Origin of the sequence: Nostoc sp. DedQUE12b, from assembly GCF_034530835.1 — a bacterium.
Classification (GTDB): domain Bacteria; phylum Cyanobacteriota; class Cyanobacteriia; order Cyanobacteriales; family Nostocaceae; genus Nostoc.
Genome location: NZ_JAVRCI010000018.1, coordinates 36873 through 62508, shown reverse-complemented (window position 1 = coordinate 62508; position 25636 = coordinate 36873). Strand labels below are relative to the sequence as shown.

22 protein-coding genes and 1 pseudogene are annotated in these 25636 nt (G+C 41.2%); 18 read left to right on the top strand and 5 right to left on the bottom strand.

The window, feature by feature from the left end; all coding sequences use genetic code 11:
• Positions 1 to 97: 97 nt before the first annotated feature.
• A complete protein-coding gene (locus RMY16_RS11935; protein WP_322736528.1) occupies positions 98 to 940 on the top strand; it encodes a YaaW family protein in 843 nt (280 codons plus the stop codon).
• Positions 922 to 2355 (top strand): O-antigen ligase family protein, encoded by a 1434-nt coding sequence (locus RMY16_RS11930; RefSeq protein ID WP_322736527.1) that lies wholly within the window; start codon positions 922 to 924, stop codon positions 2353 to 2355. The genes RMY16_RS11935 and RMY16_RS11930 overlap by 19 nt, the downstream gene beginning before the upstream one ends.
• Positions 2356 to 2903: 548 nt before the next feature.
• Here RMY16_RS11930 and RMY16_RS33025 read toward each other — a convergent pair.
• Entirely contained in the window at positions 2904 to 3026 is a 123-nt protein-coding gene (locus tag RMY16_RS33025) for a DUF6888 family protein (protein ID WP_416211663.1), read from the bottom strand.
• A 227-nt stretch (positions 3027 to 3253) separates the two neighbouring features.
• On the opposite strand from RMY16_RS33025, the gene RMY16_RS11925 reads away from it, so the two are divergent.
• The 4 genes from RMY16_RS11925 (at position 3254) to RMY16_RS11910 (ending at position 6911) form a co-directional block, all read left to right on the top strand.
• Entirely contained in the window at positions 3254 to 3775 is a 522-nt protein-coding gene (locus tag RMY16_RS11925; RefSeq protein ID WP_322736526.1) for a Ycf51 family protein, read from the top strand.
• A 515-nt stretch (positions 3776 to 4290) separates the two neighbouring features.
• Positions 4291 to 4446 carry a hypothetical protein gene (locus RMY16_RS11920; RefSeq protein WP_322736525.1) on the top strand — a complete coding sequence of 52 codons (156 nt, stop codon included), beginning with the start codon at positions 4291 to 4293 and terminating at the stop codon, positions 4444 to 4446.
• Between the two features lie 45 nt (positions 4447 to 4491).
• Complete coding sequence (locus tag RMY16_RS11915; RefSeq protein WP_322736524.1) at positions 4492 to 5682, top strand: iron-containing alcohol dehydrogenase family protein; 1191 nt, start codon at positions 4492 to 4494, stop codon at positions 5680 to 5682.
• Complete coding sequence (locus RMY16_RS11910) at positions 5679 to 6911, top strand: aspartate aminotransferase (RefSeq protein ID WP_322736523.1); 1233 nt, start codon at positions 5679 to 5681, stop codon at positions 6909 to 6911. The genes RMY16_RS11915 and RMY16_RS11910 overlap by 4 nt, the downstream gene beginning before the upstream one ends.
• A 529-nt stretch (positions 6912 to 7440) precedes the next feature.
• Here RMY16_RS11910 and RMY16_RS11905 read toward each other — a convergent pair.
• On the bottom strand, positions 7441 to 7845 hold the full coding sequence (locus RMY16_RS11905) for a hypothetical protein (protein WP_322668525.1): 405 nt from the start codon (positions 7843 to 7845) through the stop codon (positions 7441 to 7443).
• 196 nt (positions 7846 to 8041) lie between these two features.
• On the opposite strand from RMY16_RS11905, the gene ppsA reads away from it, so the two are divergent.
• The 10 genes from ppsA (at position 8042) to RMY16_RS11855 (ending at position 23778) form a co-directional block, all read left to right on the top strand.
• Positions 8042 to 10522 carry a phosphoenolpyruvate synthase gene (ppsA, locus tag RMY16_RS11900; protein ID WP_322736522.1) on the top strand — a complete coding sequence of 827 codons (2481 nt, stop codon included), beginning with the start codon at positions 8042 to 8044 and terminating at the stop codon, positions 10520 to 10522.
• A 351-nt stretch (positions 10523 to 10873) separates the two neighbouring features.
• Positions 10874 to 11443 (top strand): GNAT family N-acetyltransferase, encoded by a 570-nt coding sequence (locus RMY16_RS11895; RefSeq protein ID WP_322736521.1) that lies wholly within the window; start codon positions 10874 to 10876, stop codon positions 11441 to 11443.
• 78 nt (positions 11444 to 11521) lie between these two features.
• Positions 11522 to 13090 (top strand): dolichyl-phosphate-mannose--protein mannosyltransferase, encoded by a 1569-nt coding sequence (locus RMY16_RS11890; protein WP_322736520.1) that lies wholly within the window; start codon positions 11522 to 11524, stop codon positions 13088 to 13090.
• Positions 13091 to 13543: 453 nt separating this feature from the next.
• The gene (locus tag RMY16_RS11885; RefSeq protein ID WP_322736519.1) at positions 13544 to 15850 is read left to right on the top strand and encodes an ATP-binding protein; all 2307 of its coding nucleotides are present in this window, start codon (positions 13544 to 13546) and stop codon (positions 15848 to 15850) included.
• The gene (locus RMY16_RS11880) at positions 15795 to 16241 is read left to right on the top strand and encodes a response regulator (RefSeq protein WP_322668516.1); all 447 of its coding nucleotides are present in this window, start codon (positions 15795 to 15797) and stop codon (positions 16239 to 16241) included. The genes RMY16_RS11885 and RMY16_RS11880 overlap by 56 nt, the downstream gene beginning before the upstream one ends.
• Before the next feature lie 124 nt (positions 16242 to 16365).
• Positions 16366 to 17529, top strand: a complete 1164-nt coding sequence (locus RMY16_RS11875; protein ID WP_322668517.1) for a hybrid sensor histidine kinase/response regulator — start codon at positions 16366 to 16368, stop codon at positions 17527 to 17529.
• Positions 17530 to 17957: 428 nt separating this feature from the next.
• Positions 17958 to 18683: a helix-turn-helix domain-containing protein gene (locus tag RMY16_RS11870; protein ID WP_322668518.1), complete on the top strand. Its 726-nt coding sequence runs from the start codon at positions 17958 to 17960 to the stop codon at positions 18681 to 18683.
• On the top strand, positions 18577 to 21306 hold the full coding sequence (locus RMY16_RS11865) for a peptidase domain-containing ABC transporter (RefSeq protein WP_322736518.1): 2730 nt from the start codon (positions 18577 to 18579) through the stop codon (positions 21304 to 21306). Before RMY16_RS11870 ends, RMY16_RS11865 begins: the two co-directional genes overlap by 107 nt.
• A gap of 72 nt (positions 21307 to 21378) precedes the next feature.
• Positions 21379 to 22902: an HlyD family efflux transporter periplasmic adaptor subunit gene (locus RMY16_RS11860; RefSeq protein ID WP_322736517.1), complete on the top strand. Its 1524-nt coding sequence runs from the start codon at positions 21379 to 21381 to the stop codon at positions 22900 to 22902.
• 120 nt (positions 22903 to 23022) lie between these two features.
• Entirely contained in the window at positions 23023 to 23778 is a 756-nt protein-coding gene (locus tag RMY16_RS11855) for a peptidylprolyl isomerase (protein ID WP_322736516.1), read from the top strand.
• Positions 23779 to 23925: 147 nt separating this feature from the next.
• Here the strand turns inward: RMY16_RS11855 and RMY16_RS11850 are convergent, their stop codons facing one another.
• Positions 23926 to 24075: a hypothetical protein gene (locus RMY16_RS11850; RefSeq protein ID WP_322736515.1), complete on the bottom strand. Its 150-nt coding sequence runs from the start codon at positions 24073 to 24075 to the stop codon at positions 23926 to 23928.
• Positions 24076 to 24577: 502 nt separating this feature from the next.
• Between RMY16_RS11850 and RMY16_RS11845 the strand changes: the two genes are divergently transcribed.
• Positions 24578 to 24751, top strand: a complete 174-nt coding sequence (locus RMY16_RS11845) for a hypothetical protein (protein ID WP_322736514.1) — start codon at positions 24578 to 24580, stop codon at positions 24749 to 24751.
• 9 nt (positions 24752 to 24760) lie between these two features.
• Here the strand turns inward: RMY16_RS11845 and RMY16_RS11840 are convergent.
• Positions 24761 to 24999, bottom strand: a pseudogene (locus RMY16_RS11840) (aminoglycoside phosphotransferase family protein); the annotation flags it as partial.
• A gap of 33 nt (positions 25000 to 25032) precedes the next feature.
• Between RMY16_RS11840 and RMY16_RS11835 the strand changes: the two are divergent.
• On the top strand, positions 25033 to 25155 hold the full coding sequence (locus tag RMY16_RS11835; RefSeq protein ID WP_322669356.1) for a hypothetical protein: 123 nt from the start codon (positions 25033 to 25035) through the stop codon (positions 25153 to 25155).
• 283 nt (positions 25156 to 25438) lie between these two features.
• Here RMY16_RS11835 and RMY16_RS11830 read toward each other — a convergent pair whose 3' ends face one another.
• A complete protein-coding gene (locus RMY16_RS11830) occupies positions 25439 to 25618 on the bottom strand; it encodes a hypothetical protein (RefSeq protein ID WP_322736513.1) in 180 nt (59 codons plus the stop codon).
• Positions 25619 to 25636 lie beyond the last annotated feature (18 nt).

Genomic DNA, 25636 nt, shown 5'->3' with positions numbered 1-25636 from the left:
ATTAGTTATTATCAAAGGACAAAATTACTACTAATGACTGCTGAAAGCTAATAGTAGAATAAGGTACAGAAAGCTGCACGGAAGGGAGGAAGGGAAATTGGATGAAATGAGGGCGGCGCTAGAGTTAGCGACCGAAGAAGAATTGCAAGACTTAACGGCAATTCTATTTAGTCGTAAGTTCAATCCCTTAGACTATGTACACACACCCGAACCCATCGAAGTGCAAAGCCAAGACCGCAAAGCTTGGTTAGACGCACTAGAGGGCCGCTTTCGTTTTTTGGCGGCAGATGGGATGACAGTATTACGAGGACGCACAGGCCAGGTAACTTACCGACAAGCGTTAGTTCAAGTATGTAAGTATCTAAAAATTCCCTATTCTCATCAGCTGGCAACTATTGATTTAGAAGCAGAAGTCTTTTTGCATCTACTAGGACAGGTGTGGAAAAAATTACCGGAACAAGAAAAGCAAAAATTGACTGTACAGGTGCAGCGTCAGCTGCTCAAATCAGAATTAAAACAACCCCTACCACTTTTATTGCAACGTGACCCCTTGGGATTACTTTTCAAAGGTGGTAGTGCGATCGCGGTTACTTCTCTTCTCCAGCCACTTGTACTTAAGCAAATTGCCCGTCAATTTGCCATCCACTTTGCTACTTATGAAGTAGCGAAACAAGCGGCAATTACAGGCTCAGAAGCAGCTGCAACGCAATTTCAAAGCTATGTAGCTATGCAAATGGCGCAACGGGGTATGACAGTGAGTGCAGCTCGTTATGGGGCAGCCCGCACGATGTTTGCTGTGATTGGCCCGATGATGTGGACTTGGTTTATTGCGGATTTAGGCTGGAGAGCGATCGCTACTAACTATGGTCGAATCATCCCCACCATCTTCGCCTTAGCTCAAATTCGCCTCACTCGTGAGGAATGTTGGGAGCCAGCTTGAACAAGGTTTTTGAATATTTCAAGTCTCGTTGGCAATCTTCTTGGAACTACTCTCTATGGGCACTGTTAATCTTCCCATTGAGTCCTTTGGTGGGGGCTGTGACTGTAGGTTTTGTCTCATTAATAACTTGGCTGAAACAATCCCGCAAAATTAATCGCCGCCCCCTCAACTGGGGATTTGCCCTGTTGAGTGTATTACTGATCGTGAGTGCTGGTTTTGCCCAAGACAAAACAGCAGCTTTCCTCGGCTTATTTAATTTATTACCATTCTTTTTACTTTTCGCTGCCCATAGCGCTCTGATTCAAACATTTGTCCAATTGCGGCAAATGGCTTGGGCTTTGGTAATTGGTTCCATGCCTGTAGCAATTATGGGCTTGGGACAATTATTTTTCGGCTGGAGTTTCAAGTTCCAGTTTGTCTGGGTTGTGTTTAGTTGGACAATCACACCAGGCGGAAACCCACCAGGTCGTATCGCTTCACTTTTCTTGCACGCTAACACCTTCGCAGCTTATCTAGTAATAGTTTTCATTCTTAGTCTAGGGTTGTGGATCGAACAATGGCGATTAGGGATGAGGTATTGGGGATTAAGCATAAGAGGCAAAGGGGCAGCACTTCTCTACGAGAGGCTGCACCAACGGCTACGCTCACTAACCGAGGAGCAGAGGGGCAGAGGGGAAAGACTTACTGCACCCCACTCTCCAGTCCCCTTTCTCTTCCTAAGCGTGGCAGTGATTACAAATTTCATTACCTTGATTTTCACCAACTCGCGTAATGGGTGGGCGATCGCTATATTTGCCTGTTTAGCTTATGCTCTCTACCAAGGTTGGCGCATTCTTGTAGGTAGCGTTGCTGCGATCGTTTCTAGTGTGTTTTTGGCAGCTTTTGCTCCCTCACCAATCGCTCACATTTTTCGCTTCGTAGTTCCTGCCTTCTTTTGGGCAAGGTTAAATGACGATATGTATCCAGATAGACCAGTTGCTTTAATGCGAAAAACTCAGTGGGGATTTGCTTGGTCTTTAGCGCAGGAACATCCTTGGACTGGCTGGGGATTACGCAGTTTTAGCACACTCTACAAAGCACAGATGCAGATTCCCTTGGGTCATCCCCATAACTTATTTTTGATGTTATTTGCCGAAACTGGTTTTCCTAGTACTGTTTTATTTTGCGGGTTACTTGGTTGGATTTTAATTACAGGTATTCAATTACTACGAAAGTCAAAATATATAAATACAGAAGATAGATTGATATTTTTTAGCTATCTTCTAGCCTTTGTTGGGTGGCTTCTATTGAATTCAGTAGATGTAACCCTCTTTGACTTTCGTTTGAATGTACTTTCATGGTTAGTTTTAGCTGCCATTTGTGGAGTATTACATCGTTATAACGAACAAGACAGATTTATATCTCGTTCAAATTAGTTAGGAAATGACAAATAGCAACCATTTAATTATTACATTTTTCTTATCAAGAAAAGATAAAAGCTTGTTTGCCATTAGCAAAACTCTAGAAATAAATATATATTATTGATTGCGCTTGCGTATATTTATGTACATACTGGTGAAAAGGTATAAAGAATTTACTACTAAAGGATCGGTTGATATCTAAGACGGGCTACGCCTAAGCATCCACGGCACCTGATAGTAGCTATGATTTTTCAGTGTATGCACTGGGGACATTGAGAGTTTTAAGTTAATAAGATTGTTATATTCACGTCTGTGAGTGTGACTAATATCTAATTAGTCACTGTTGCTGATTGTTGGGAAGGTGTAGGGACATCCCTTTGGGGTTTTCCTGCATGACGGGCATCTCTTGTAGATGCCCTTTTGTATATTTATTATTTTTATTCAGTTAAACACTATTTTAAAAATATTGAATTTCACGCAATATCTGAAAAATTGTATCTTTGATCAAGGAGCATAAAACATGATTGCTGAAATTAAACTAGGCCTTTGTAACCCTCCAGAACCTATTTATTTATATGTGAAGATGTTCGCTCATCTAAGCTAACTAGGTAAACCGGGAGATACATTCGTGTTAGCCAAGTCAAGACTCTGTATAACTGTTTCAATTGTTCTGAGGTTGGCTCCATTCACCGCTAAACTTAGGCTAAACACACACAAGTTGAAACTTTATTATGACCGATAACCTTTATGGTGTAGTACCAATTTTTTGTGAAACTGCACAAAATTAGGCTTGGTGATACAAGCGCCTTGAGCAAGTTGTTCTATGCTATGCAACCTCACAGGTAATCGGTGTAAGCTCTCGTTAAAATGGGTGTGTCGGTAACTAAAAAACGACGCCTCCATAACCAACCTTATGCTCACAACAGCTAACTTTTTTCAGTACACCCAATGGTCAGGTATAGCTACATTGGTATTTGCTGCCTTGACATTTTTGGCTTTTATTCTCAAATGGGGCATCCGCTTTCGCTTGGTAGGTACGACTGGCTTTATGCTGGTGGTGACTGCTGGTTTATTTGGACTCTCAATAGTTCCTTTAAGTCGGACTGTGATTCCCGGAGCAGCCCGCTACACTCTAGTTTATGACAATGGCTCAACACAAGCGGTGATTGCCACATCACCTAAAATTACACCCACACAATTAGAAGCAACTTTACGTCAAGCAGCTAGTAATCTCTTTTCTTATGGTCGTTCAGGTACACAGGAAGACGAAAATTTGACAGTTCGCGCCCGTACCATTATCCACCCGGAAACAGGGATTTCTGTCCCAGTTTACTTGGGTGAGGTGAAGCGATCGCTCGTTTCTCATCAAAATTCTCCGGTAACAGTCAAAATTTACACAGATAATTTCGCCAAATTGCCAAAACCTACTGCTTAAGGGCAGGGAGTAGGGGAGCAGAGGGGCAGGGGAGCAGGGGAGAAGTTGCAGTAAGTCTTTCCCCTCTGCCTCTTCCCAATGCTCAATGCCCAATGCCCAATGCCCAATGCCCAAAGACCAAAAGTAATTTACCTGTTATCAGGATGACAAAAATTATTTTGTATTTACTGATACATTAATGGTTATTTTTAGATTAAGATATTCACACTTTAGTGGTTATACTGTGGGAAAAAGTTAATCAGCGTGGGGTAATGGGTACTGAGAGTTGTAATTTGTCAGTTGTTGTCCTAATTGCCCCTGTTGCCATTTTCAAAATTCTTTGCAGCCAATCAAGGGGTTATAGAGACATATATTTGCATACCTTTACATATATATCTGTAGCTAAAAATTGCATCAAATAGCACAAACACTTACACATTATCAATTCTCGATTGCTTTTCTTGAGAATCTGACAATGGTAATGTTAATTAATTATACGGTTATTCAAAACTTTGATAGTTCGGAATTTCAGGCCAATGGGTATTTATAGATTCAAGCAATGTCGTCAAACTACTCAATCGATCGGCAACAGGACTTGTCTATTGAATTGCTTGGCTCAAATCCAGATGATCTGGGTGGAAGGTTGGAGCCATCCAAAAACCAGTTTGGCAACAAGTATCCTCGATCGCTAGTCTATTTATATTAAGAAGTATCAAGGTTTTGGTAAACGAGATTATATGCCTAATAATTTTTCTACTCAACCTTCTTTGTCTACTCAAACCTCTAGTTCATTATTTACGCTCACAGTTTCCCCCGCAAAAGTAATCCGCGGTTCTGGGGTATTGCAAACAGCCGCAGCAGAAATTGCCTGTTTGGGAAGTCGTCCCTTAATTGTGGCAGGTAAGTCTACTCTCGCTATCAGCCAACAAAATTTGCAACCAGTTTTAGAAGCGCAGCAGTTACATATTGTCCAAGCTTCTTATGGTGCAGATTGCTGCGAAGCTAGCCTAAAATCTTTACAGAAAAAGGCAAAAGAACATAAAGCTGATGTCATTATCGGTGTTGGTGGCGGCAAAGCCCTAGATACAGCGAAATTAGTTGCACAGCAGTTACATTTACCAGTAGTGACAATTCCGACTTCCGGGGCTACTTGTGCAGCTTGGAGTGCCTTATCGAATGTTTATTCGGAAGATGGAGCTTTTCTCTACGACGTGGGGCTATCTCGTTGTCCCGATTTATTGATACTCGATTATGACTTGATTAAAACTGCACCACAACGTACCTTAGTAGCTGGAATTGGTGATGCGATCGCTAAGTGGTATGAAGCCTCAGTTAGCAGTGGGCATTTGCAAGACACTTTAATTATTGCTGCGGTGCAACAAGCACGAGTTTTGCGAGATATCTTGTTGCAAAAGTCAGCCGCCGCCCTCGAAGAACCAGGTAGTGAGGTTTGGCGAGAAGTGGTAGATGCTACCGTGTTACTAGCTGGGGTAGTTGGGGGACTTGGAGGAGCGCAGTGTCGCACAGTTGCCGCCCATGCCGTGCATAACGGTTTAACTCATATTTCAGGACATGGCAGTATTCATGGCGAAAAAGTTGCTTTTGGGATTTTGGTGCAACTGCGTTTAGAAGAGATGCTACAAGGCAATCAACTAGCAGCATCGGCACGACAACAGTTGTTAAAGTTCTACACAGAAATTGGACTACCCCAGAAATTAAGTGATTTGGGATTGGGCAATATTACATTAGGTGAATTGCAAACAGCCGCCGAAATGGCTCTAGTTCCTAATTCTGACATCCATCGACTACCGTTTAAAGTCGCGCCAGAACAGTTGATGGCGGCAATGGTTTCTACCACTGCACCTATAGATAGTAGAGATACTACAAATCGAGTTTCGCCCAAGGGAATGAGTGACGAGGTTTTATGAGTTTAAATTGGATTGTCCCAGCAGAACGCATACAAAAACTACCACCTTATGTATTTGCCCGTTTAGATGAACTGAAAGCTAAAGCACGGGAACAAGGGTTAGATTTAATTGATTTGGGTATGGGAAACCCCGATGGTGCAACGCCAGCACCAGTAGTAGAAGCAGCGATCGCAGCTTTAAAAGATTCTAGCAATCACGGTTATCCACCTTTTGAGGGCACAGCTAGTTTCCGCCGTGCCATTACTAATTGGTATCGTCGCCGTTATGATGTGGTTCTCGATCCTGATAGCGAAGCCTTGCCATTGCTGGGTTCTAAAGAAGGATTAACCCATTTAGCGATCGCCTACATTAACCCTGGTGATTTAGTTCTGGTTCCTTCCCCAGCTTATCCGGCACATTTTCGCGGCCCGGCGATCGCTGGCGGCAAAATCCACAGTTTGATTCTCAAACCCGAAAATGACTGGTTAATTGATTTAGCTGCCATTCCTGACGAAGTTGCAAGGCAAGCCAAGATACTCTATTTCAACTATCCCAGCAATCCCACCGCCGCCACCGCCCCCCGCGAATTTTTTGAAGAAATCGTCGCCTTCGCCCGTAAATATGAAATTTTGTTGGTGCATGATTTATGTTATGCCGAGTTAGCTTTTGATGGTTATCAACCCACTAGCTTGTTAGAAATTCCCGGTGCGAAAGATATTGGTGTGGAATTTCATACCTTATCTAAAACCTACAATATGGCTGGTTGGCGTGTCGGGTTTGTCGTGGGGAACCGCCATGTAATTCAAGGTTTGCGGACGCTGAAAACTAACTTGGATTACGGCATTTTTGCCGCACTACAAACAGCAGCCGAAACAGCTTTGCAACTGCCAGATGTGTATTTGCACGAGGTACAACAACGCTACCGTACCCGCCGCGATTTCCTGATTCAAGGGTTAGGAGAGTTGGGTTGGGATATCCCCAAAACCAAGGCGACGATGTATCTTTGGGTGAAGTGTCCCGTTGGCGTTGGTTCCACAGATTTTGCCCTGAACGTGTTGCAACAAACAGGCGTTGTGGTTACTCCCGGTAATGCCTTTGGCGTTGCAGGTGAGGGTTATGTCAGGATCAGTTTGATTGCAGACTGCGATCGCTTGGGTGAAGCTTTACATCGCTTCAAGCAAGCTGGCATCCGCTATCAACCTGAAGCTGTAGTCCCTGCTTCAGAAGCGATCGCCGATCTGGTTAGTTGATTAGAGAAAAAAACCAATATTACATGACTAAAATTTTTGCTGACGATCTTTGAGATCGTGTAACAAATACGATTATACGAAGCGACAGCTATTGCAAGTAAACTCTCTAACCTGGACTTTCAGGTTGAGACAACCCGTAGCTATATTCAATAGACTTCTTGCAGTAGTGGGGGAAGGGGCAAAGGTATGGAACTTTCCCCTCCCCTTTAACCTTTCCCAACATTTTGCAAAAATAACTTTGCAAGATGTGTAATATCTGCTGCCAAAAATTAATGTAGCATTTATTACCCGCAAACTAGGATATTGAATGAAGACGGAGGGCAGTTCGAGTTTACGGAAGACTGCCTTCTGCTTGCTGTTTTTCTTAATAAATACCTAATCTTAAATCCAATATCTAAATTTTTTTGCTATGGTGATCCCAAAGGAATTGTTAAATGCTTACGAGATGTAAATTAAATGACTAATCAATAATTAAGTATTACTTAATACAAAAAAATAAGTAATTTACCTATAAAATACATCTTTCTTATTACTTCTTGGGTTGGACAATACGCGTTTCAATATCTTCTAATGTTTGTAACAATAAACGATTTGCCTGCAATTTCCAACCCCATTTCTGAACTCTATAAGCTAATACAGTTCCAACTACAGATGCTAACAAGCCTATGGGTTGATTTAAAGAAATTCCTAGTAACAAACCCAATCCAGCAATTCCCCAAAATGGTAAAGCTACTGCTTGTCTTTGTTCTTCCACAACTTGGGTAATTATATTAGATTTCATCTGAGCAAGTAATGCTCCTTTTACTTGCTGCTGTTCTGTTACCGATACTGTTAAACCTATTTTACGGCGTAGTTTTTCTATTTTGCGGGCATCAGTACTGTATTCAGTTAGTTCATCTTCTGCCATTTTCAGGAGTCTTTCTAGCTGCGCCATCATTTATTACTTCCGGTATTTTGATCGAGTTATTAAACTGAATAATTGTTAATTTTTATTGCTTCTAGTTTTGGATTTCATCGTCAAATATCAATCTACGCGACAGAACCAAAAATCTAAAGTTGAATATGGGAAAAATAAATATAGTAGCAGTTATGCACTTACAAATTGAGTATAAACTTAAAAGGTAATATTTATGGCTACAGTATCTAAAAGCACTTTGTCTCTATCTGCCCAAGAGCGATCGCTCATCTTGTGGTTTGATGAAATTGGTATTGCTGATATCCCAGTAGTTGGTGGTAAAAATGCCTCACTAGGGGAAATGATTCAACAGCTAACACCCAAAGGCATTAACGTTCCTACAGGATTCGCCACTACTGCTTACGCTTATCGTCATTTCATTCAATCAGCGGGGTTAGAAGCAAAGCTACGCAAACTTTTTGCTGACTTGGATGTTGAAGATGTCAAAAATTTACGAGAACGCGGCAAAAAAGCGCGATCGCTATTAATCCACACACCATTTCCTGTAGAATTGCGTGAGGCGATCGCCACAGCATACCATAGTCTCTGTGAACGATACCATGCAGACACAGATGTGGCAGTCCGTTCCAGCGCCACTGCTGAAGACCTTCCCGATGCTAGTTTTGCTGGACAGCAGGAAACTTACCTTAACGTTGTCGGTGTCGAAGGAGTTTTAGCAGCTTGTCACAAATGCTTTGCGTCTCTATTTACCGATCGCGCTATTTCTTATCGCCACACCAAGGGATTTGACCACTTTAGCATTGCTCTGGCTGTGGGCGTGCAAAAAATGGTGCGCTCTGACTTAGCAACCTCTGGGGTAATGTTCTCTATTGATACAGAAACAGGTTTTAAGGATGCGGCACTAATTACAGCCGCCTACGGTTTAGGTGAAAATGTTGTCCAAGGGTCTGTCAATCCCGATGAATATTATGTTTTTAAACCAACTTTAAAAGCTGGTTTCCGCCCAATTATCGATAAAAAATTGGGTAGTAAAGAACTGAAAATGATTTATGATGACGGCTCTAAATTTACGAAAAATGTTTCGGTTTCACCCAGCGAAAGAGGTAAATTCGCTCTGAGTGATGAAGAGATTTTACAACTAGCAAGTTGGGCATGTTTAATTGAAGACCATTATTCTCAAGTCCACGGCATTTTCACCCCAATGGATATCGAGTGGGCAAAAGATGGAATTACGAACCAACTTTTTATTGTGCAAGCGCGCCCGGAAACGGTTCAGTCACAGAAGACGGGAAATGTGTTGCGGAGTTATCGGTTGGTATTGGGGAATCGGGAATGGGGAATCGGGAATGGGGAAAAATCTTTCCAATCCTTAATTCCCCTGGTTACGGGAAGTGCAATTGGGGAAGCAATTAGTCAGGGAAAAGCACGCCTAATTTTGGATGTTCAGAAACTAGAACAGTTCCAAGTCGGGGAAGTTTTGGTGACAGAGAGAACCGATCCCGATTGGGAACCAATTATGAAACGCGCTAGTGCAATTGTCACCAATTCTGGAGGTCGCACGTGTCATGCAGCAATAATTGCGCGAGAATTGGGTGTACCTGCGATCGTGGGATGTGGCAATGCTACAGACATCTTGAAACCTGGTCAAGAAGTAACAATTTCTTGCGCTGAAGGGGAAGAAGGAAAAGTTTATCCAGGCTTATTACCTTTTGAAGTTAAAGAAGTTCCTTTAGAGAACTTACCCCGCACCCGCACTAAAATTTTAATGAATGTGGGTAATCCCCAAGAAGCATTGAGTTTATCGGCAATTCCCAACGATGGCGTAGGTTTAGCGCGGACAGAATTTATCATTGCTAACCAAATTCAAATTCATCCAATGGCCTTGATTCACTATGATTCGTTAAAAGATGAATTTGCCAAAGCTAAAATTGCTGATATTACCGCACTTTATAACGATAAACCCCAATATTTTATAGATAAATTAGCTCAAGGCATTGGTAGAATTGCCGCAGCATTTTATCCGAAATCAGTGATAGTCCGAACCTCAGATTTCAAAAGTAATGAATATGCCAATTTATTAGGTGGACGACAGTTTGAACCCCATGAAGAAAACCCAATGTTAGGTTGGCGAGGGGCGGCGCGTTACTACGATGAAGGCTACAGAGAAGCTTTTGCCTTAGAATGTCATGCCCTCAAAAGGGTACGGGAAGAAATGGGTTTGACAAATGTCATCCCCATGATTCCCTTTTGCCGCACTCCTGACGAGGGGCGTTTGGTTTTAGCAGAGATGGCAAAAAATGGTTTAAAGCAAGGTGTTAACGGCTTGCAGGTTTATGTGATGTGTGAGTTGCCCAGTAATGTGATTCTGGCTGAGGAATTTGCTGAGGTATTTGATGGCTTCTCCATTGGTTCTAACGATCTAACTCAATTAACACTAGGGATAGACAGGGATTCGGCGTTGGTTGCCAGATTGTTTGATGAACGCAGTCTAGCTGTCAAGCAAATGGTAAAAATGGTCATAGAAACAGCGAAAAAATGCGATCGCAAAATCGGCATTTGTGGACAAGCACCCAGCGACTATCCAGAATTTGCTCAGTTTTTGGTTGAACAAGGAATTGACTCGATTAGTCTGAATCCGGATTCGGTTTTAAAGACAATGCTGGAAGTTGCAAAAGTCGAGAGTAGTAATTCGTAATTCGAGTAATTTATGCCAGTTAGAAACCGTTACCACGAAAACTTGAAGAATGCCCTAATTTAAAGATAGCTGGACTGTTACAGACGATCCCTTTCATCTAAAGTGGGGAAAATAAGGATCTTCACGCGGATTTGGCAGCCGAAAAGTTGCTCATCGCGGAAAAATTCAGAATTTGCGTAGTTTACCGCCGCAGGCATCGCATAACTAAGGGTAATTAAACTTCTGAATAATTGCCCATAGCATAGCGATCGCTATATTTTGTTTGTGTAATTGTCTACAAAACTTTTGACTGCTCAACCATAAGTATCTTAGTATTTTGCAGAATGGCAATTTATTTTAGCCAAAAGCAAGATGACAAATCTTTTGGAAACTGAACGCTTGCTCATTCGCAGTTGGATATCCGAAAGCGATGCCGAACAAGCGTTTGCAATTTACAGTGATCCTGAAGTTACGCACTTTCTTGGTAAATCTTCTCGCCCCGCAAGTGTTGAGTCACAGCGTCGGCGCTTGATTGAAGGTATCGAGCGAATGCACCAACGCAACAATGGTACTGGAGCTTGGGCAATTGTTGAAAAGGAAAGTACAACAATTGTGGGAACTATCCTTCTTAAACAATTGCCCGACAAAGATGGTTTACCCACTCAAGATTATGAGGTAGGCTGGGAATTGCGGCGAGCTTCTTGGGGTAAAGGGTATGCAACAGAAGCAGGACGAGCTATGCTCAACTACGGATTTAGTGTCCTAAACTTGCCACTGATTTATGCCGTAGTGAAGCCAGAAAATCATGCTTCAATCCGTGTAACAGAACGATTGGGTATGAAACCAATAGGGCAAACAAACAAGTATTACAATATTGAACTACTCCTGTTTCAATTAGATGCACCTGAAGAGTGGAGGGGGAGTAGGGACCAGGGGGAGTAGGGAGCAGGGGGAGACAAGGGGAAGAAGAACTATTTATTGGTTATTGATCAATGCCCAATGACAAATGACAAATGACAAATGACTAAAAAGTGGTTCCGAATTGGGATGGCGAGTGTATTTCTTTTCTCACTCGCCTTGAGGTTTTGGGGACTGGGGCGATTCAACACTCTGGTATTTGATGAAGTTTACTTTGCCAAATTCGGTAATAACTATCTCACGCATACACCATTTTTTAATGCTCATCCGCCGCTGAGTCAATATATGATTGGCATCGGCATTTGGATTGGCAGCCACATTCCTTTTTGGCACGATTCAGTAAATGGACTGACAGGTTCATTGCGATCGCCTTGGACTTATCGTTGGTTCAATGCCCTTACTGGCTCTTTTATTCCTGTAGTTGTGGCTGCGATCGCTTATCAGTTAAGTTATCGTCGTATCTTTGCAATACTTGCAGGATTATTCACAGCTTGTGATGGTATTTTTCTAGTTGAGTCTCGGTATGCTTTAAGTAATATTTATATTGTCATTTTTGGTTTATTAGGGCACTGGTTTTTCTTATTGGCATTAGATAACCAAAATCGGCGACGTTCTTTTTGGTTAATTTTTGCTGGCATTGGTTTTGGCGCCTCAGTCGGTACTAAGTGGAATGGTTTATGGTTCCTGTCAGGTGCTTATCTCATTTGGATAGCAGCTTGGGTAATTCATTTGATACATTCTTCTCTTAACTCCAAACTCTTTTTTGCACCTTCTTCATTGAAGGAGGCAGGAGGCAGCAGACAAGAGTCAGGAGGCAGGAGTCAAGAGTTAGAAGTTAGGAGGCAGGAGTCAGGGGTTAGTACTTATTCTCCCTCATCTGCCTTATCCCCCTCATCTCAGACACCACTACAAAATTTAACTCAGCTAAATATTTTTCAAATACTGTTTTATCTAGGAATCATCCCAGCTTTTATCTACAGCATTATCTGGATTCCTCACCTTCAACTAGATAAAACTTATGGATTTATTGCAGTACATCAGCAAATTTTGAAGTTTCATTTACAGCTAGGTGGCAATAGTCCTAACGTACATCCTTACTGTGCTGCTTGGTATAAATGGCCTTTGATGACTCGGCCAATGGCATATTATTATCAAACGGCTGGAAGTATCACCGAACCGTTACCTGTAATGGGCCCGCCTTTGCCTGCGGGTGCTGGACAAGTCATTTATGATGTCCATGCAATGGGCAATCCATTTTTGTGGTGGTTTGGTGTCGCCGCCATGTTGTTTTTAGTAGGAATGCTGATATCACAACCTGTAATTCTTTGGGTGAAAGAAAAGCGTTTTTCTATGCCTGCAACTCTTAGTGTCGATACTTGGATTGCTTTGTATTTAGTCATAAATTATGCTGCTAACTTATTACCTTGGGTGAAAGTGACAAGGTGCGTTTTTATCTACCACTATATATGTGCAGTCGTGTTTGTATTTTTAGCGATCGCTTGGTTTGTCGATCGCTGTCTTTGCAGCTATTATCAACAACTCCGGGCGCTAGGTGTCACCATTACTTTTATCATTCTGGCTGCTTTTATTTTCTGGATGCCCATTTATTTAGGTTTACCCCTCTCCCCTGACGGTTACAAGCTGCGAATGTGGTTCAACTCTTGGATTTGATTGAAGAAGAATTCAGGAGTCAGAATCAAGATGCTCGGTGCGATCACTGCACTATCCGCCATTTACGCAGAATTAAATTCTGAATTCTGGCTCACCTCTGGTAGAGAGGCTGCGCCCTAAGCGTAGCTATGCTGCAGGCTTTACGACTGCGCTCAGGACAGGCTTGGCGACCACCTGGCTCCTGAATTCTGTTCTTAACATAGCTACACATATATAGAATTGTTTAATCACATGGTTTTTACATTTCTTATCGCTATGTAACTTTAGCGACTGTTAGACTTTTCAAAGTGCAAGCAGATGCAACTAAGGCTGCAAAACGCAACACCAGGGCATGGGAAATTAGATACTAAGTAAAAATGATGAATGGAAATTATAAAATTTTTGACATTCATCATTCTGCATTATTATAGATACTCTAGTTTTGATGCTCCCGGACAACACAGGAGGATCGTCATGGAAATGAACTTACAATTGCCAGGTATTAATTTAATTAGCTTGAAAGAGGCACCGATTCATATTTCTAGCCAAATTCAGCCTCATGGTGTCCTGTTAGTTTTAGAGGAGCCTGAGCTAAAAATATTACAAGTTAGCACTAATACATTAAAAATTTTCGGAATTGCTCCCGAAAATATGTTACACAAAAAGCTAGAAGATTTACTCGACCCATTCCAAATAGAGAGAATTAAAACAGGACTATCTGGCGAAAATCTTGATTTCATCAATCCTACCAAAGTCTGGGTGCGAAAAAAAGGTGATGATTACATAGTATTTGATGCAATATTTCACCGCAATACAGAAGGATTTTTAATTCTGGAGTTAGAACCTGCTCTTACTCAAGAAAATATTCCATTTTTAAGCTTTTATCATCTAGCTAGAGCATCTATTAATCAATTAGAAAAAACAGCAAATCTCCGTGACTTTTGTCAAGTTATCGTTCAAGAAGTTCGGAAAATAACGGAATTTGACAGGGTAATGCTATATAAATTCGATGATGATGGGCATGGTTCCGTTGTCGCTGAAGAAAAACTAGAAAGCCTAGAACCATACTTAGGGCTGCATTATCCAGAGTCAGATATTCCCAAACCAGCGAGAAAATTATTTGCTGCCAATTCGATCAGAATCATCCCAGATGCTTATTCTCAGCCAGTCAAGCTTCTTCCTGTAAATAATCCAATTAGCGATCGCCCGATTAATTTAACCAACTCTATTCTCAGAAGTGCTGCTTCCTGTCACACGGAGTACTTGCATAATATGGGTGTTGGTGCTTCGCTTACCATCTCTTTAATTAAAGACCAAAAACTTTGGGGACTAATTGCTTGTCATCATCAATCCCCGAAATATGTTTCCTACGAATTACGTAAAGCTTGCGAATTCTTGGGGCGAGTAATATTTGCAGAAATCTCAGCAAGAGAAGAGACAGAAGATTACTATCACCGGATAAATCTGACACATCTTCAATCAGTTTTGATTGAATACATGTCTCAAGAAGAAAACTTCATTGATGGTTTAGTTAAAAACCCACAGCATCTTTTAGATTTGGCCAGCGCTCAAGGTGCAGCCGTTTGTTTTGGGGGAAATTGCACAGTAGTTGGTGAAACCCCTAGAGAAGAAGACCTGAATTTTTTAGTCCAATGGCTGAAGAATAATGTTGAAGAAGAAGTTTTCTCTACAGATTCTTTACCGCAGATTTATCCAGATGCCGAAAGTTTTAAAAATGTCGCCAGTGGTTTGTTAGCGATTCCCATCGCCAAGCGAAATTATGTTTTGTGGTTCCGACCGGAAGTAATTCAAACTGTAAATTGGGGTGGCGATCCTAATAAGGCTTTTGAAGTTAACCAGTCAGAAGGAAATGTTCGTCTGTGTCCCCGCAAATCATTTGAATTGTGGAAAGAAACGGTTCGCTTAACATCTTTACCTTGGAAAGATGTAGAAGTTAAAGCAGCTTTAGAACTGCGGAAAGCAATTGTCAATATTGTGTTGCGTCAAGCCGATGAACTAGCCCAGTTAGCGCAAGATTTAGAACGTTCTAACGCCGAACTGAAAAAGTTTGCCTACGTCGCCTCCCATGACTTGCAAGAACCACTCAATCAAGTTGTGAATTACGTGCAGCTGTTAGAGATGCGCTATAGCGAAGAACTTGACGAAGATGCTCAGGAGTTTATCAGCTACGCTGTACAGGGAGTTAGCCTGATGCAGACGTTAATTGATGACGTGCTGGCATACTCAAAAGTGGATATGCAGGCGATCGCATTTCAAATGACCGAGGTAGAGAAAGCCTTAAATCGCGGTTTGGGCAATTTACGTCAACGCATTAATGAAACTGGGGCTACTATCACCCACGATCCCTTACCAACTGTAATAGCTGACAGCACCCAAATGATGCAGCTATTCCAGAACCTCATCGGTAACGCCATTAAGTTCCATAGTGACCAGCCGCCACAAATTCATGTGGGAGCAGAAAGAATAGAAGATGCATGGCTGTTCTCAGTTCGAGATAATGGTATTGGCTTTGACCAAAAATTTAGCGATCGCATTTTCGTCATTTTTCAGCGCTTACATACGCGGGATGAATATACTGGTACAGGTATGGGTTTAGCCATATGTAAGAAGATTGTCGAATGTCACCGGGGGCGGATCTGGGTAGAGTCAGAACTAGGTGAAGGCGCAACCTTCTACTTTACGATTCCAGTTGGAGGACGCGAACTTGAGCGTAGAAACGGAAGAAAAACACAAAACCATCTTTTTGGTAGAGGACAATAAAGCTGATATTCGCTTAATCCAAGAGGCATTGAAAAATAGTTCAGTGCCCTACCAAGTGGTAACGGTCAGGGATGGCATAGATGCTATGGCTTATTTACGCCAAGAAGGTGAATATGCTGATGCAGCACGCCCTGACCTCATTTTGCTGGATTTGAACTTGCCTAAAAAAGACGGTCGAGAAGTGCTGGCGGAAATAAAAGCCGACCCAGTACTAAAACGTATTCCAGTTGTTGTGCTAACAACCTCTAAAAATGAGGATGACATTTTTCACAGCTACAATTTGCACGTAAATTGCTATATCACTAAATCCCGCAACCTCAACCAATTATTTCAAATCGTCAAGAGTATTGAAGATTTTTGGCTAGGTACTGTGACACTACCATCAGAGTGAGGCAAGGGGCACGGGGAGAATAATAACTCCTAACTCCTAACTCCTAACTCCTAACTCCTAACTCAGCACTTAGCACTCAGCACTATCAAGATAGAGGAGCAATAGGGGGTGAAACCCGAAGATTATGGTTGTGAGCTACTCAGTAAAAATCTTGTTAATTGAGGATAACCTAGCTTCTGCTAGGTTGTTACAAGAGTTTCTAACACAAGCGCAATCGCAAGAGTTTACTCTGGTTCATGTGATGCGATTGGGGGAAGCACTTCAGGAATTAAGTCAATGTAATTATGATGTTATTTTATTAGATTTAACTCTACCTGACAGTCAAGGATTGTCATCTCTACCTCCTCTGATCGATCAAGCGCCGAGTACACCGATTGTTGTCTTAACCAATACAAATGACGAAGAACTAGCAATTGAAGCAGTGCGTCAGGGGGCACAAGATTATCTAGTCAAGCGCCAGGTAAATGTAGATGTGTTGGTTCGCTCTTTGCGTTATGCGATCGAGCGCAAGCAGGTTTTAGAATCATTACGCACGGTCAATGAAACTTTACAAACTAGGGTTGAAGAACGAACTGCGGAACTAGTAAAAGCCAATGAACTCAACCAGTTCAAATCTGAATTTGTCTCAATGCTCTCCCATGACATCCGCAATCCGCTAAATACTATTCTTTTGGCTGCTGGATTGCTACAAAATCAAGATGAAAGATTAACCAAAGAGAAAAAACAGAATCATTTGAAAATGATTCGATCGGCAATTAAAAACATGGCAAAGCTATTGGATGAAGTTACATTCATCGGTAAAGCTGATTCTGGGAACATGGGTTTTGAAGTCATCTGCTTAGATTTAGAAGCTTTTTGCCGCCAAATGGTCGATGAAGTTCGATTGATTGCAAATGATAAGCAGCTGACTTTGGTATTCGCCAGTTTTGGGCAATTAGATGACGCTTTATGGGATGAAAGCTTACTGCGGCACATTTTGGGCAATTTACTTAGTAATGCTATTAAGTATTCACTACCGGGCGGCATAGTACGCTTTGAACTAATTGGTCAGGAAAAAGCGGTAATTTTCCGAGTTCAAGATTGGGGAATTGGCATTCCTCAAGAAAACCAAAAACGACTGTTTCAGCCTTTCCGACGTGCAGACAATGTGGGAAACATACCTGGTACCGGCTTGGGGCTAGCGATCGCCAAAAAGTGTGTTGATGCACATGGAGGCGAGATTGTAGTCAATAGTCAAGTTGGAGTCGGTACAACCTTTACCGTCACCCTTCCTTTACTAAAAGTTTAAGCGGTTACAGTAATTTTCATATCTGAAGAATACAGTTCACTCTTGGGGCACAAATATATTGTGCCCTTACGTATGTGCTCTCCCAAACGAATTTTCATCTGAGATAATGGCGACTCCGTTATAAATCTTTTTTCTCTGCTCGCCAGAAATTTATCTTTACAAAAAGGTTACTAAAATTTAGTGACTATTTTCGTAATTTATAAATTGAGTTTGTAGCTTAATCTATTGTTACAAAAGGAATATTTAAAAAACAAACATATTACTTAACTAATTTATTTTTTGCATAAAATAAAAAACAAATCGTAATAAGTATTACATCTGCAAGAAAAAATTAGCTTTAGCAATATCTCTATAAGTAGAGATATTGCCAAATTATGCATCGTTCATAAGACATTTGTGTGTCCACAAATCTAGTTAACTATACGTGTATGTCTGACTGTCAAACGAAAATTGAAACAAGATACATAAATCTAACTAACAGTAAGTATTTAACATCATTTCAGCGGAAATTACTGTTAGGAAGTTTGGAAGAAATTTTACCTGAATCTTACCGACAACGTATTGAAATCATGTTGTTGGCAGATGAGGGAAAATCCCAAACAGAAATTTGTCAAATTTTGGGGTGTTGTCCAGCAACAGCAAGGCATTGGATGCACATAGCCCGGACAGGGATGGCGCACCAATGGCAAGATTGCCCCATTGGTCGTCCGAAGGCAGTAAATGACGAGTATTTAGAACGTTTGAAAGAACTGATTAAAAGTAGTCCCCGCGATCATGGCTATTCTTTTCGTCGGTGGACAACAAACTGGTTAGGGAAACATCTAGCAAAAGAATTTGGGATTGAGGTGAGCGATCGCCATATCAAGCGACTGCTCAAACAGATGGGATTATCCACAGTACCAAAACCTAGCAATTCTCAACAAAACAGCACTGAACAGACTCAAGGTTCCAAAATTTTGATTAGTGACCTGAAATCGGCAGTTATTCCTGATAATTCCGAATTTTTACCTATTAACTTTGCAAAATTAGGAAAAGATGTAGACATTCATGGCGCAAGATATATCTGCTCAGTTAGTAACTCTACAACAGTTCAACAAAATTCTGGGGCATTCTCTTTCGACAGAGGAATTTCAACACTATCTTCAACAAGTTAAATTTATCAACCCAAAAGTTGGCAAATTCTGGCAAGGCACTGATGTCCAACCAGGAATCTATATTGCGATCGCTGGTAAGGTCAGGTTGCTAGATAGCGCCGATGAGTTAATCGCCACTTTAGAGGCAGGTGACTCATTTGGGGAATTTACCTTGTTTAAGGAGGGAGACTTTAAAGCCTACGCTGCTAGAGCTTCAGTCAACTTACAACTATGCTTTGTTCCGGGTGAAGTGCTATGGCCATTGATGGCTAAATATCCCCAAATTCGGAAGCATTTGTGGGCTAAGGCGCTATCTCGTAATCCCCAACAGATGGACTCGGATAATACCCCAGTACTCCCATCTGGCTCCAAACAGATTCATGAAACAACGATTTTGTCAACGCCAGCAATAAAGCCGCGCGAGAAAAAGATTAGCAAAGCCTATTTCCCCAACTCCACGCAGCAAGTAGGGCATTTATTACAGCGTGTGATTCGGCGCTATCCATTTTTTGCCCAACAGAGTGGATCGGATTGTGGTGCAGCTTGTTTAGTAATGGTGTCTCGCTATTGGGGGAAAAACTTTAGTGTAAATCGCCTGCGCGATATCGCCAATGTTGACCGCAATGGCTCGTCGCTGCGAGGGTTATCGGCTGCGGCGGAAAGTATTGGGTTTTCCACGCGACCAGTGAAAGCCAGTCTTGACCAATTAGCTAAGCAAAAATTGCCTGCGATCGCTCACTGGGAGGGCAAGCATTATATAGCTGTCTACGAAATTACGCCTAAACACGTCATTGTAGCCGACCCCGCTATTGGTCAACGCACCCTCAGCCACGCCGAATTTAAAGCTAACTGGACTGGTTACACATTGCTGCTGCAACCGACAGCAATGCTCAAGGACACCAAAGAGACTTCTACCCCCTTTTGGCAATTCTTTGAGTTGATGAAGCCTCACTCTTTAGTAATGCTAGAAGTGTTTGTCGCTTCCTTATTTATCCAGATATTTGGACTTGTTACTCCCTTATTTACCCAGCTAATTTTAGACCGAGTAGTAGTGCAGCGTTCTGAACTAACCTTAACAGCAGTGGGGTTAGGGTTACTAATTTTTAGTTTATTCCGTGTAGCGATGACAGGGTTGCGCCAATATCTGTTAGACCACACGGCGAATAAGCTCGATTTAGCACTAATTGTCGGATTTATTCGCCATACCTTGCGGCTACCCTTGAGTTACTTCGAGTCGCGTTATGTCGGGGATATTATCTCTCGTGTACAGGAAAACCGTAAAATTCAACGCTTCCTCTCCGGTGAGGCGTTGTCTATCCTGCTGGATTTAGTTACTGTCTTTATCTATTTAGGATTGATGTTTTGGTACAGCTGGAAAATGGCGTTGCTAGTATTGGTGATTGTACCGCCTTTTTTACTGCTGGCATTGATTGCCACACCTTTTTTACAAAAGATTTCTAGAGAAATATTTAATGCTGTTGCTAATGAAAGCAGCTATCTGATTGAAGCACTTTCTGGCGTGCGAACAGTTAAATCCACAGCAGTAGAACAGACAGTGCGTTGGCATTGGGAAGAGTTATTAAGTAAAGAAGTAAAAACTAACTTTTCCGGGCAAGTTATTAGCAATCGCCTGCAAATATTCAGCAACACAATTGAAGCGGTGGTAACTACTGTATTGCTGTGGTTTGGGGCGTACCAAGTAATTCACAACGAGTTAACCATTGGGCAATTGGTGGCATTTAATATGTTGCTGGGAAATATTATTAGACCCTTCCAACGATTAACAGTTTTGTGGAATCAATTGCAAGAAGTGGTAATTGCGGTGGAACGCATTAATGATGTATTGGATGCGGAACCAGAAGAGGATTTGCAGCATCAGGCGCGGCAATCTTTACCACCCATTCAAGGTAACATTCGCTTTGACAATGTGACATTTCGCTATCACCCCGAAAGCGATATCAATGTTTTAGAAAATCTCAGTTTTGAGGTACAAAGTGGGCAAATGGTTGCCCTAGTGGGACGGAGTGGTTCGGGTAAAACCACGATTTCTAAGTTGGTTTTGGGGTTATATCCTGCCACAGATGGCAAAGTCTTGATTGATGGGCATGATATCACCAGTATTTCGTTGCGTTCTCTACGCGAACAGGTTGGGGTAGTTGACCAAGACACCTTTTTGTTTGGCGGAACGATTCGGGAAAATATTAGCTTGGCACACCCTGGGGCAACTTTGGCAGAGATTATTGAGGCGGCGCGATTGGCGGGTGCTGATGAGTTTATTAAAAAGTTGCCTATGGGTTATGAAACCCAGATTGGTGAAGGAGGGGGGATGTTGTCTGGAGGACAGCGACAAAGAATTGCGATCGCAAAGGCGTTATTAGGCAATCCCAAGCTGTTGATTTTGGATGAAGCGACTTCCCATCTGGATGCAGAGTCAGAAAGGATTATTCAGACGAATTTAAACACAATTCTCAAAGGCAGAACCACCTTAGTAATCGCCCATCGCCTTTCAACTGTGCGGAATGCAGATTTGATTTTGGTGCTGGATCGCGGCGTGTTGGTTGAGAGTGGGACTCACCAAGAGTTGATGGCGAAGCGGGGACATTATTTTTATCTCAATCATCAGCAGATGGATGTTGCGGGGTGAAAAAAGAAGATAAGCAGGAAGCTTTCGTTGTCTCCCCACTCCCAAAATCCAAAATTGACATCAGGAAAAATCATGCCAAACACATTAAATGGAAAAGTTAAAACCCAAATCTATGAGGTAGAACAGGGCAAGGAAATTTTCAGAGAGCAAACACCAGCTATATTAACTGATGATTGGTCTTATGCAACCAAAGATTTACTTGATAGCTTGCCCCAGGTTTGGACAAGAGGATTGCTGTATTTTTTGGTGGTGTTTGTGTCGATCATTTTACCTTGGGCAATGCTATCTAAAGTGGATGAAACAGGTACGGCAAGAGGGCGACTTGAGCCAAAGGGAAAGACGGTTAGACTGGATGCTGCTGTGGCCGGTACTGTTGCCGAAATTCGGGTAAAGGAAGGTAATTTAGTTAAAGCTGGGCAGACTTTATTGGTGTTGGAATCGGAATTAGTTAAGGCAGAATTACGACAGGCACAGGATAAATTAGAAGGACAATTAAATCGACTTTCTCAGTTGAATTCATCTAAAAGCCAGTTAGTTGTATCTTTGACAACTCAACAGCAACAGAACCAATCTCAACAGTTAGAAAAACAGGCTCAAATTGACCAAGTGCGACAGAATATAAATGCTCTTAGGAATTCATACAATTTACAAAAAGACGAAAAATTAGCTCAAGTCAATCAGGCACGGCAAACTCTTGAGCATAGTCAAACAGCTAATAAGTTAGTAAACAGTAGTTTAGCAAGTACCGAGCGGGAAGTTGAACGCTATCGGAGTCTTTGGCACTCAGGAGTTGTTCCAGAAATCAATGTTGTGCAAAAGCAAGATATAGCTAAAGACAAGCAACAGTTATTTGAACAAAATCAGTCAGATATTCAGCAAGCTAAACTACGTTTGGTAGAACAACAGAGTAGTTATGAGCGGACTATTCGGCAAGCAAATGCAGATATTGAGCAGGCACAGTTGCGACTAAAAGAACAAGAAAGAAGTTATCAGACCTTAACTCGTTCCGGCAAGCTAGCTGTGCTAAAAATTGAGGAACAACAAAAGAATTTAGAAACAGAAATTACTACGCTTCAGGCAGAAATTGCTCAAAGTAAGAGTCAGATTCTCTCGTTAAAATTTCAGTTAGGACAACGAGAGTTAAGAGCTACTGTCAATGGTAGAGTGTTTCAGTTACCGATACAAAGGGCTGGGTCTGTAGTGCAGCCAGGAGCAATGATTGCGGAGATTGCACCCCAAGGTTCGCCTTTAATAATTCGGGCGCAAATGGCAACAACTGAGAGTGGTTCTTTACGAAGAGGATTGCCAGTAAAGCTAAAATTTGATGCTTATCCGTTTCAGGATTATGGAATAGTAGAAGGAGAATTGTTAGAGATTTCTCCTACCACCATAGAAGTGGATACACCTAATGGGAAAGTAGCAGCTTATGACTTAGAAATTACCCTAAAACAAAATTGTATACTCTCGGCTAATAAATGTATTGCCTTGCATCCTGGGGATACGGCGACGGCTGAGGTAATTGTGCGTCAGCGCCGGATTATTGATTTTCTGCTTGATCCATTTAAGCAGTTGCAGCAGGGTGGGGTGAAATTGTAGAGCGATCGCGGTAATTATGCATTTCTAAACCTAACCACCTTACAAGTAAGTTAAGGGGGCGGAAAGCTCCCTTCTCAGCGAAAAACATTTAATGTCGTCTATCTATTTAGGAAAAACATCATGTCACAAACTATCACTATTACCAACGAAGATATTCTTTCTCAAGTCAAGCTATCTTGCAAAATTCCTGAGTTTGTTGAGGGGATTGTTACCCGCAAGGTTATTGAAAATGCCGCAGCCGAGGCAGGTATAAAAGTAGATACTGAAGAATTGCAAAAAGCAGCAGACCAAATTCGGTTAATGAACAAACTCAATAGTGCTGATGATGCCTGGGCATGGTTGAAAAAACATAGTCTTTGTATAGATGATTATGAAGAAATTGTCTACAGCACCGTCATTTCTGGGAAGTTAGCCGCTCATCTGTTTGCAGATAAAGTTGAACCCTATTTCTTTGAAAATCAACTAGATTATGCTGGTGTGGTCATGTATGAGATTGTTCTGGATAATGAAGACTTGGCAATAGAACTTTTTTATGCCATTAAGGAAGGTGAGATGAATTTTTATGATGTTGCTCACAAATACATCCAGGATACAGAATTACGTCGCGAAGGAGGATATCGGGGGATAATGCATCGTAAAGATATAAAGCCAGAAATTTGTGCTGCTGTTTTTGCTACAAAGCCTCCCCAACTTCTCAAACCTATTGTAACTTCTAAAGGGATAAACCTGATTTTAGTTGAAGAGATTATTCATCCGCAATTGGATAAGAAGCTGCGTTATAAAATTATGTCTGATTTGTTTTTTCAATGGACTAAACAAAAAATTGAGCAAGTTGAAGTTAACCAAAACCTTGACTTATATTCCAAAGTGTTGTAACTATAGATTTGCAATTATGGCAGAGAGCGGTTTAATTTTAATCGGCGAGATCACAAGGTAACAATTTAAGACCAGCACAAGCTGATACTCATGAGTAAAGCCTATGCTGGTCTTAAAATTTTTAAGGGCTGAAAGACCTACAGTGTATTAATAAGAGCCAAATTCAATTAAGCCCCAAAATAAACTGAAATACCAGCCGCCGCCTAAAACATCCCCAATTTCTTGCTCTTCTAGCTCATGGATAAAGCTTTCAGTATCTTGGGTAAGAGCGATGTTAGAGATTACAATGTTAGCCATTTTTAAATGTACTCCTAAGTAAAATTGTTTTGGTCGGAATTAAACTTTTTATTGTTTTTTCCTATTACTATAATCTCTTATTGAATCTATTATTTCAAGATTTAAATCACTAAAAAATGTACCATAAATAATGCAGTTATAGGTTTGTTTATTATCAATTTTTTTGGGTTATTTTTCTAAAAACAAAAATATTAGATTTGTTTGGATAAAGTACCTAATATTTAATGAAATATATAAAATATTTCTGACCTTTTTCCTTTTTCACTGCTTACTTCATTTCCAAAAATTAGAAAAACCAATAAAAAATCAGCCCAAGAATCCTGTTGGACTGAACGATAAAAATTTGGGGCTATTTCATTCTGGCACTAGGAGTAGACCCTATACTATTCGCTACAATCTGTCTCACTCAGCTAAGACGTGCCGCAAACTGCGCGATCGCTTTCCACAGCCTCTACAAAACATCAAAGGGCGAAAACTACTTGCCTCGACAGTTTGGTAGGATATGATTGTTAACCAGATGTCAATAGAAGAGGCAGCAGACAATTGGAACCTCCCCCTTGCTGCGATCGAGGAAGCTATTCACTATTGCGAAAGTCATCAAGAACTTTTGAAACTGGAAGCAGAAGAGGAGCGTTACTGCCTCGAACAACAGTCATCTGGGTTATACAGTACTTAAAGTCAAAGAAAATCGTTGTAAAAAATCTTGAATTCGCCACTCATTTAAAAATTCACCAGCGCTTTCCCTTTCTGATTGTGTCGTTCTTGTTTAACTAGAAGTTTGCGATCGCCTGACTAACTCAGTAATAAATTAAAATTTTTGGCTGTAAGTGGTTCTACCTTGCTGGGTGATTGCTCAGACTGATTACATAACCCTTGTTCAATTAAATAATCGAAAACATTATGAGAATTTAATAAAAATGTCATAAGCTCTGAATTTGTCAACTATGTATTATTTATATGCCAGTAGAAAATCATTGTTTTTCGGTAACAGTTGATTACGACAGCAATAAAATGTTGATGTCACTAGAATCAGTCAACCAAGTTTTCGAGAATATGCGATCGCGTTTGTATTGTGTGTAAATGTAGTTACATTTATTGCATATTTCACTCATAAAATTAAAAGTTTGGCTTCTAGAGTTACTTCTTTGAGCCTCACAGCAAACTCCTCACAATAGTTGGGGGTTTGCTGCGAGTCTAAGTTATGAAGCAAAGGAGGTAATTAAGGCTGGTGTCCTATTATCATTTTTGTCCCCAAAGTTTTAATCATAGTACATAGAAAGCATCAGATTAAAAAATAACCCAAGTTTCCCTTGGGTTAAAAAAATAAGTAATCAAACTTAAGTAATTTATGGATATAATCTAACTAGTTTTCAATTCTCAAAACGCCTGCTTCTTTTTCGATGCGGTCTAGAGCTTTCTTCGCCCGAAAAAGCACTCTCAAATAAGCTAGTTGACTATTCCAAGGTGAACGAGGTAATAGGATTGCTTGAGAGTCAGGAACAGTCGTATTTTCTGAAGGGATATCAGTAGAGATATTATTCATAGAAATGGTATTTTGCAG

Bases quoted from the DNA above. Each gene is read 5' to 3' on its own strand.
- RMY16_RS11930 (WP_322736527.1), top strand. From the start codon at position 922: ATGTTGGGAGCCAGCTTGAACAAGGTTTTTGAATATTTCAAGTCTCGT.
- RMY16_RS33025 (WP_416211663.1), bottom strand. From the start codon at position 3,026: ATGGAGCCAACCTCAGAACAATTGAAACAGTTATACAGAGTCTTGACT.
- RMY16_RS11925 (WP_322736526.1), top strand. From the start codon at position 3,254: ATGCTCACAACAGCTAACTTTTTTCAGTACACCCAATGGTCAGGTATA.
- RMY16_RS11920 (WP_322736525.1), top strand. From the start codon at position 4,291: ATGGGTATTTATAGATTCAAGCAATGTCGTCAAACTACTCAATCGATC.
- RMY16_RS11915 (WP_322736524.1), top strand. From the start codon at position 4,492: ATGCCTAATAATTTTTCTACTCAACCTTCTTTGTCTACTCAAACCTCT.
- RMY16_RS11910 (WP_322736523.1), top strand. From the start codon at position 5,679: ATGAGTTTAAATTGGATTGTCCCAGCAGAACGCATACAAAAACTACCA.
- RMY16_RS11905 (WP_322668525.1), bottom strand. From the start codon at position 7,845: ATGGCGCAGCTAGAAAGACTCCTGAAAATGGCAGAAGATGAACTAACT.
- ppsA (WP_322736522.1), top strand. From the start codon at position 8,042: ATGGCTACAGTATCTAAAAGCACTTTGTCTCTATCTGCCCAAGAGCGA.
- RMY16_RS11895 (WP_322736521.1), top strand. From the start codon at position 10,874: ATGACAAATCTTTTGGAAACTGAACGCTTGCTCATTCGCAGTTGGATA.
- RMY16_RS11890 (WP_322736520.1), top strand. From the start codon at position 11,522: ATGACTAAAAAGTGGTTCCGAATTGGGATGGCGAGTGTATTTCTTTTC.
- RMY16_RS11885 (WP_322736519.1), top strand. From the start codon at position 13,544: ATGGAAATGAACTTACAATTGCCAGGTATTAATTTAATTAGCTTGAAA.
- RMY16_RS11875 (WP_322668517.1), top strand. From the start codon at position 16,366: ATGGTTGTGAGCTACTCAGTAAAAATCTTGTTAATTGAGGATAACCTA.
- RMY16_RS11870 (WP_322668518.1), top strand. From the start codon at position 17,958: ATGTCTGACTGTCAAACGAAAATTGAAACAAGATACATAAATCTAACT.
- RMY16_RS11865 (WP_322736518.1), top strand. From the start codon at position 18,577: ATGGCGCAAGATATATCTGCTCAGTTAGTAACTCTACAACAGTTCAAC.
- RMY16_RS11860 (WP_322736517.1), top strand. From the start codon at position 21,379: ATGCCAAACACATTAAATGGAAAAGTTAAAACCCAAATCTATGAGGTA.
- RMY16_RS11855 (WP_322736516.1), top strand. From the start codon at position 23,023: ATGTCACAAACTATCACTATTACCAACGAAGATATTCTTTCTCAAGTC.
- RMY16_RS11850 (WP_322736515.1), bottom strand. From the start codon at position 24,075: ATGGCTAACATTGTAATCTCTAACATCGCTCTTACCCAAGATACTGAA.
- RMY16_RS11845 (WP_322736514.1), top strand. From the start codon at position 24,578: ATGATTGTTAACCAGATGTCAATAGAAGAGGCAGCAGACAATTGGAAC.
- RMY16_RS11835 (WP_322669356.1), top strand. From the start codon at position 25,033: ATGCCAGTAGAAAATCATTGTTTTTCGGTAACAGTTGATTACGACAGC.
- RMY16_RS11830 (WP_322736513.1), bottom strand. From the start codon at position 25,618: ATGAATAATATCTCTACTGATATCCCTTCAGAAAATACGACTGTTCCT.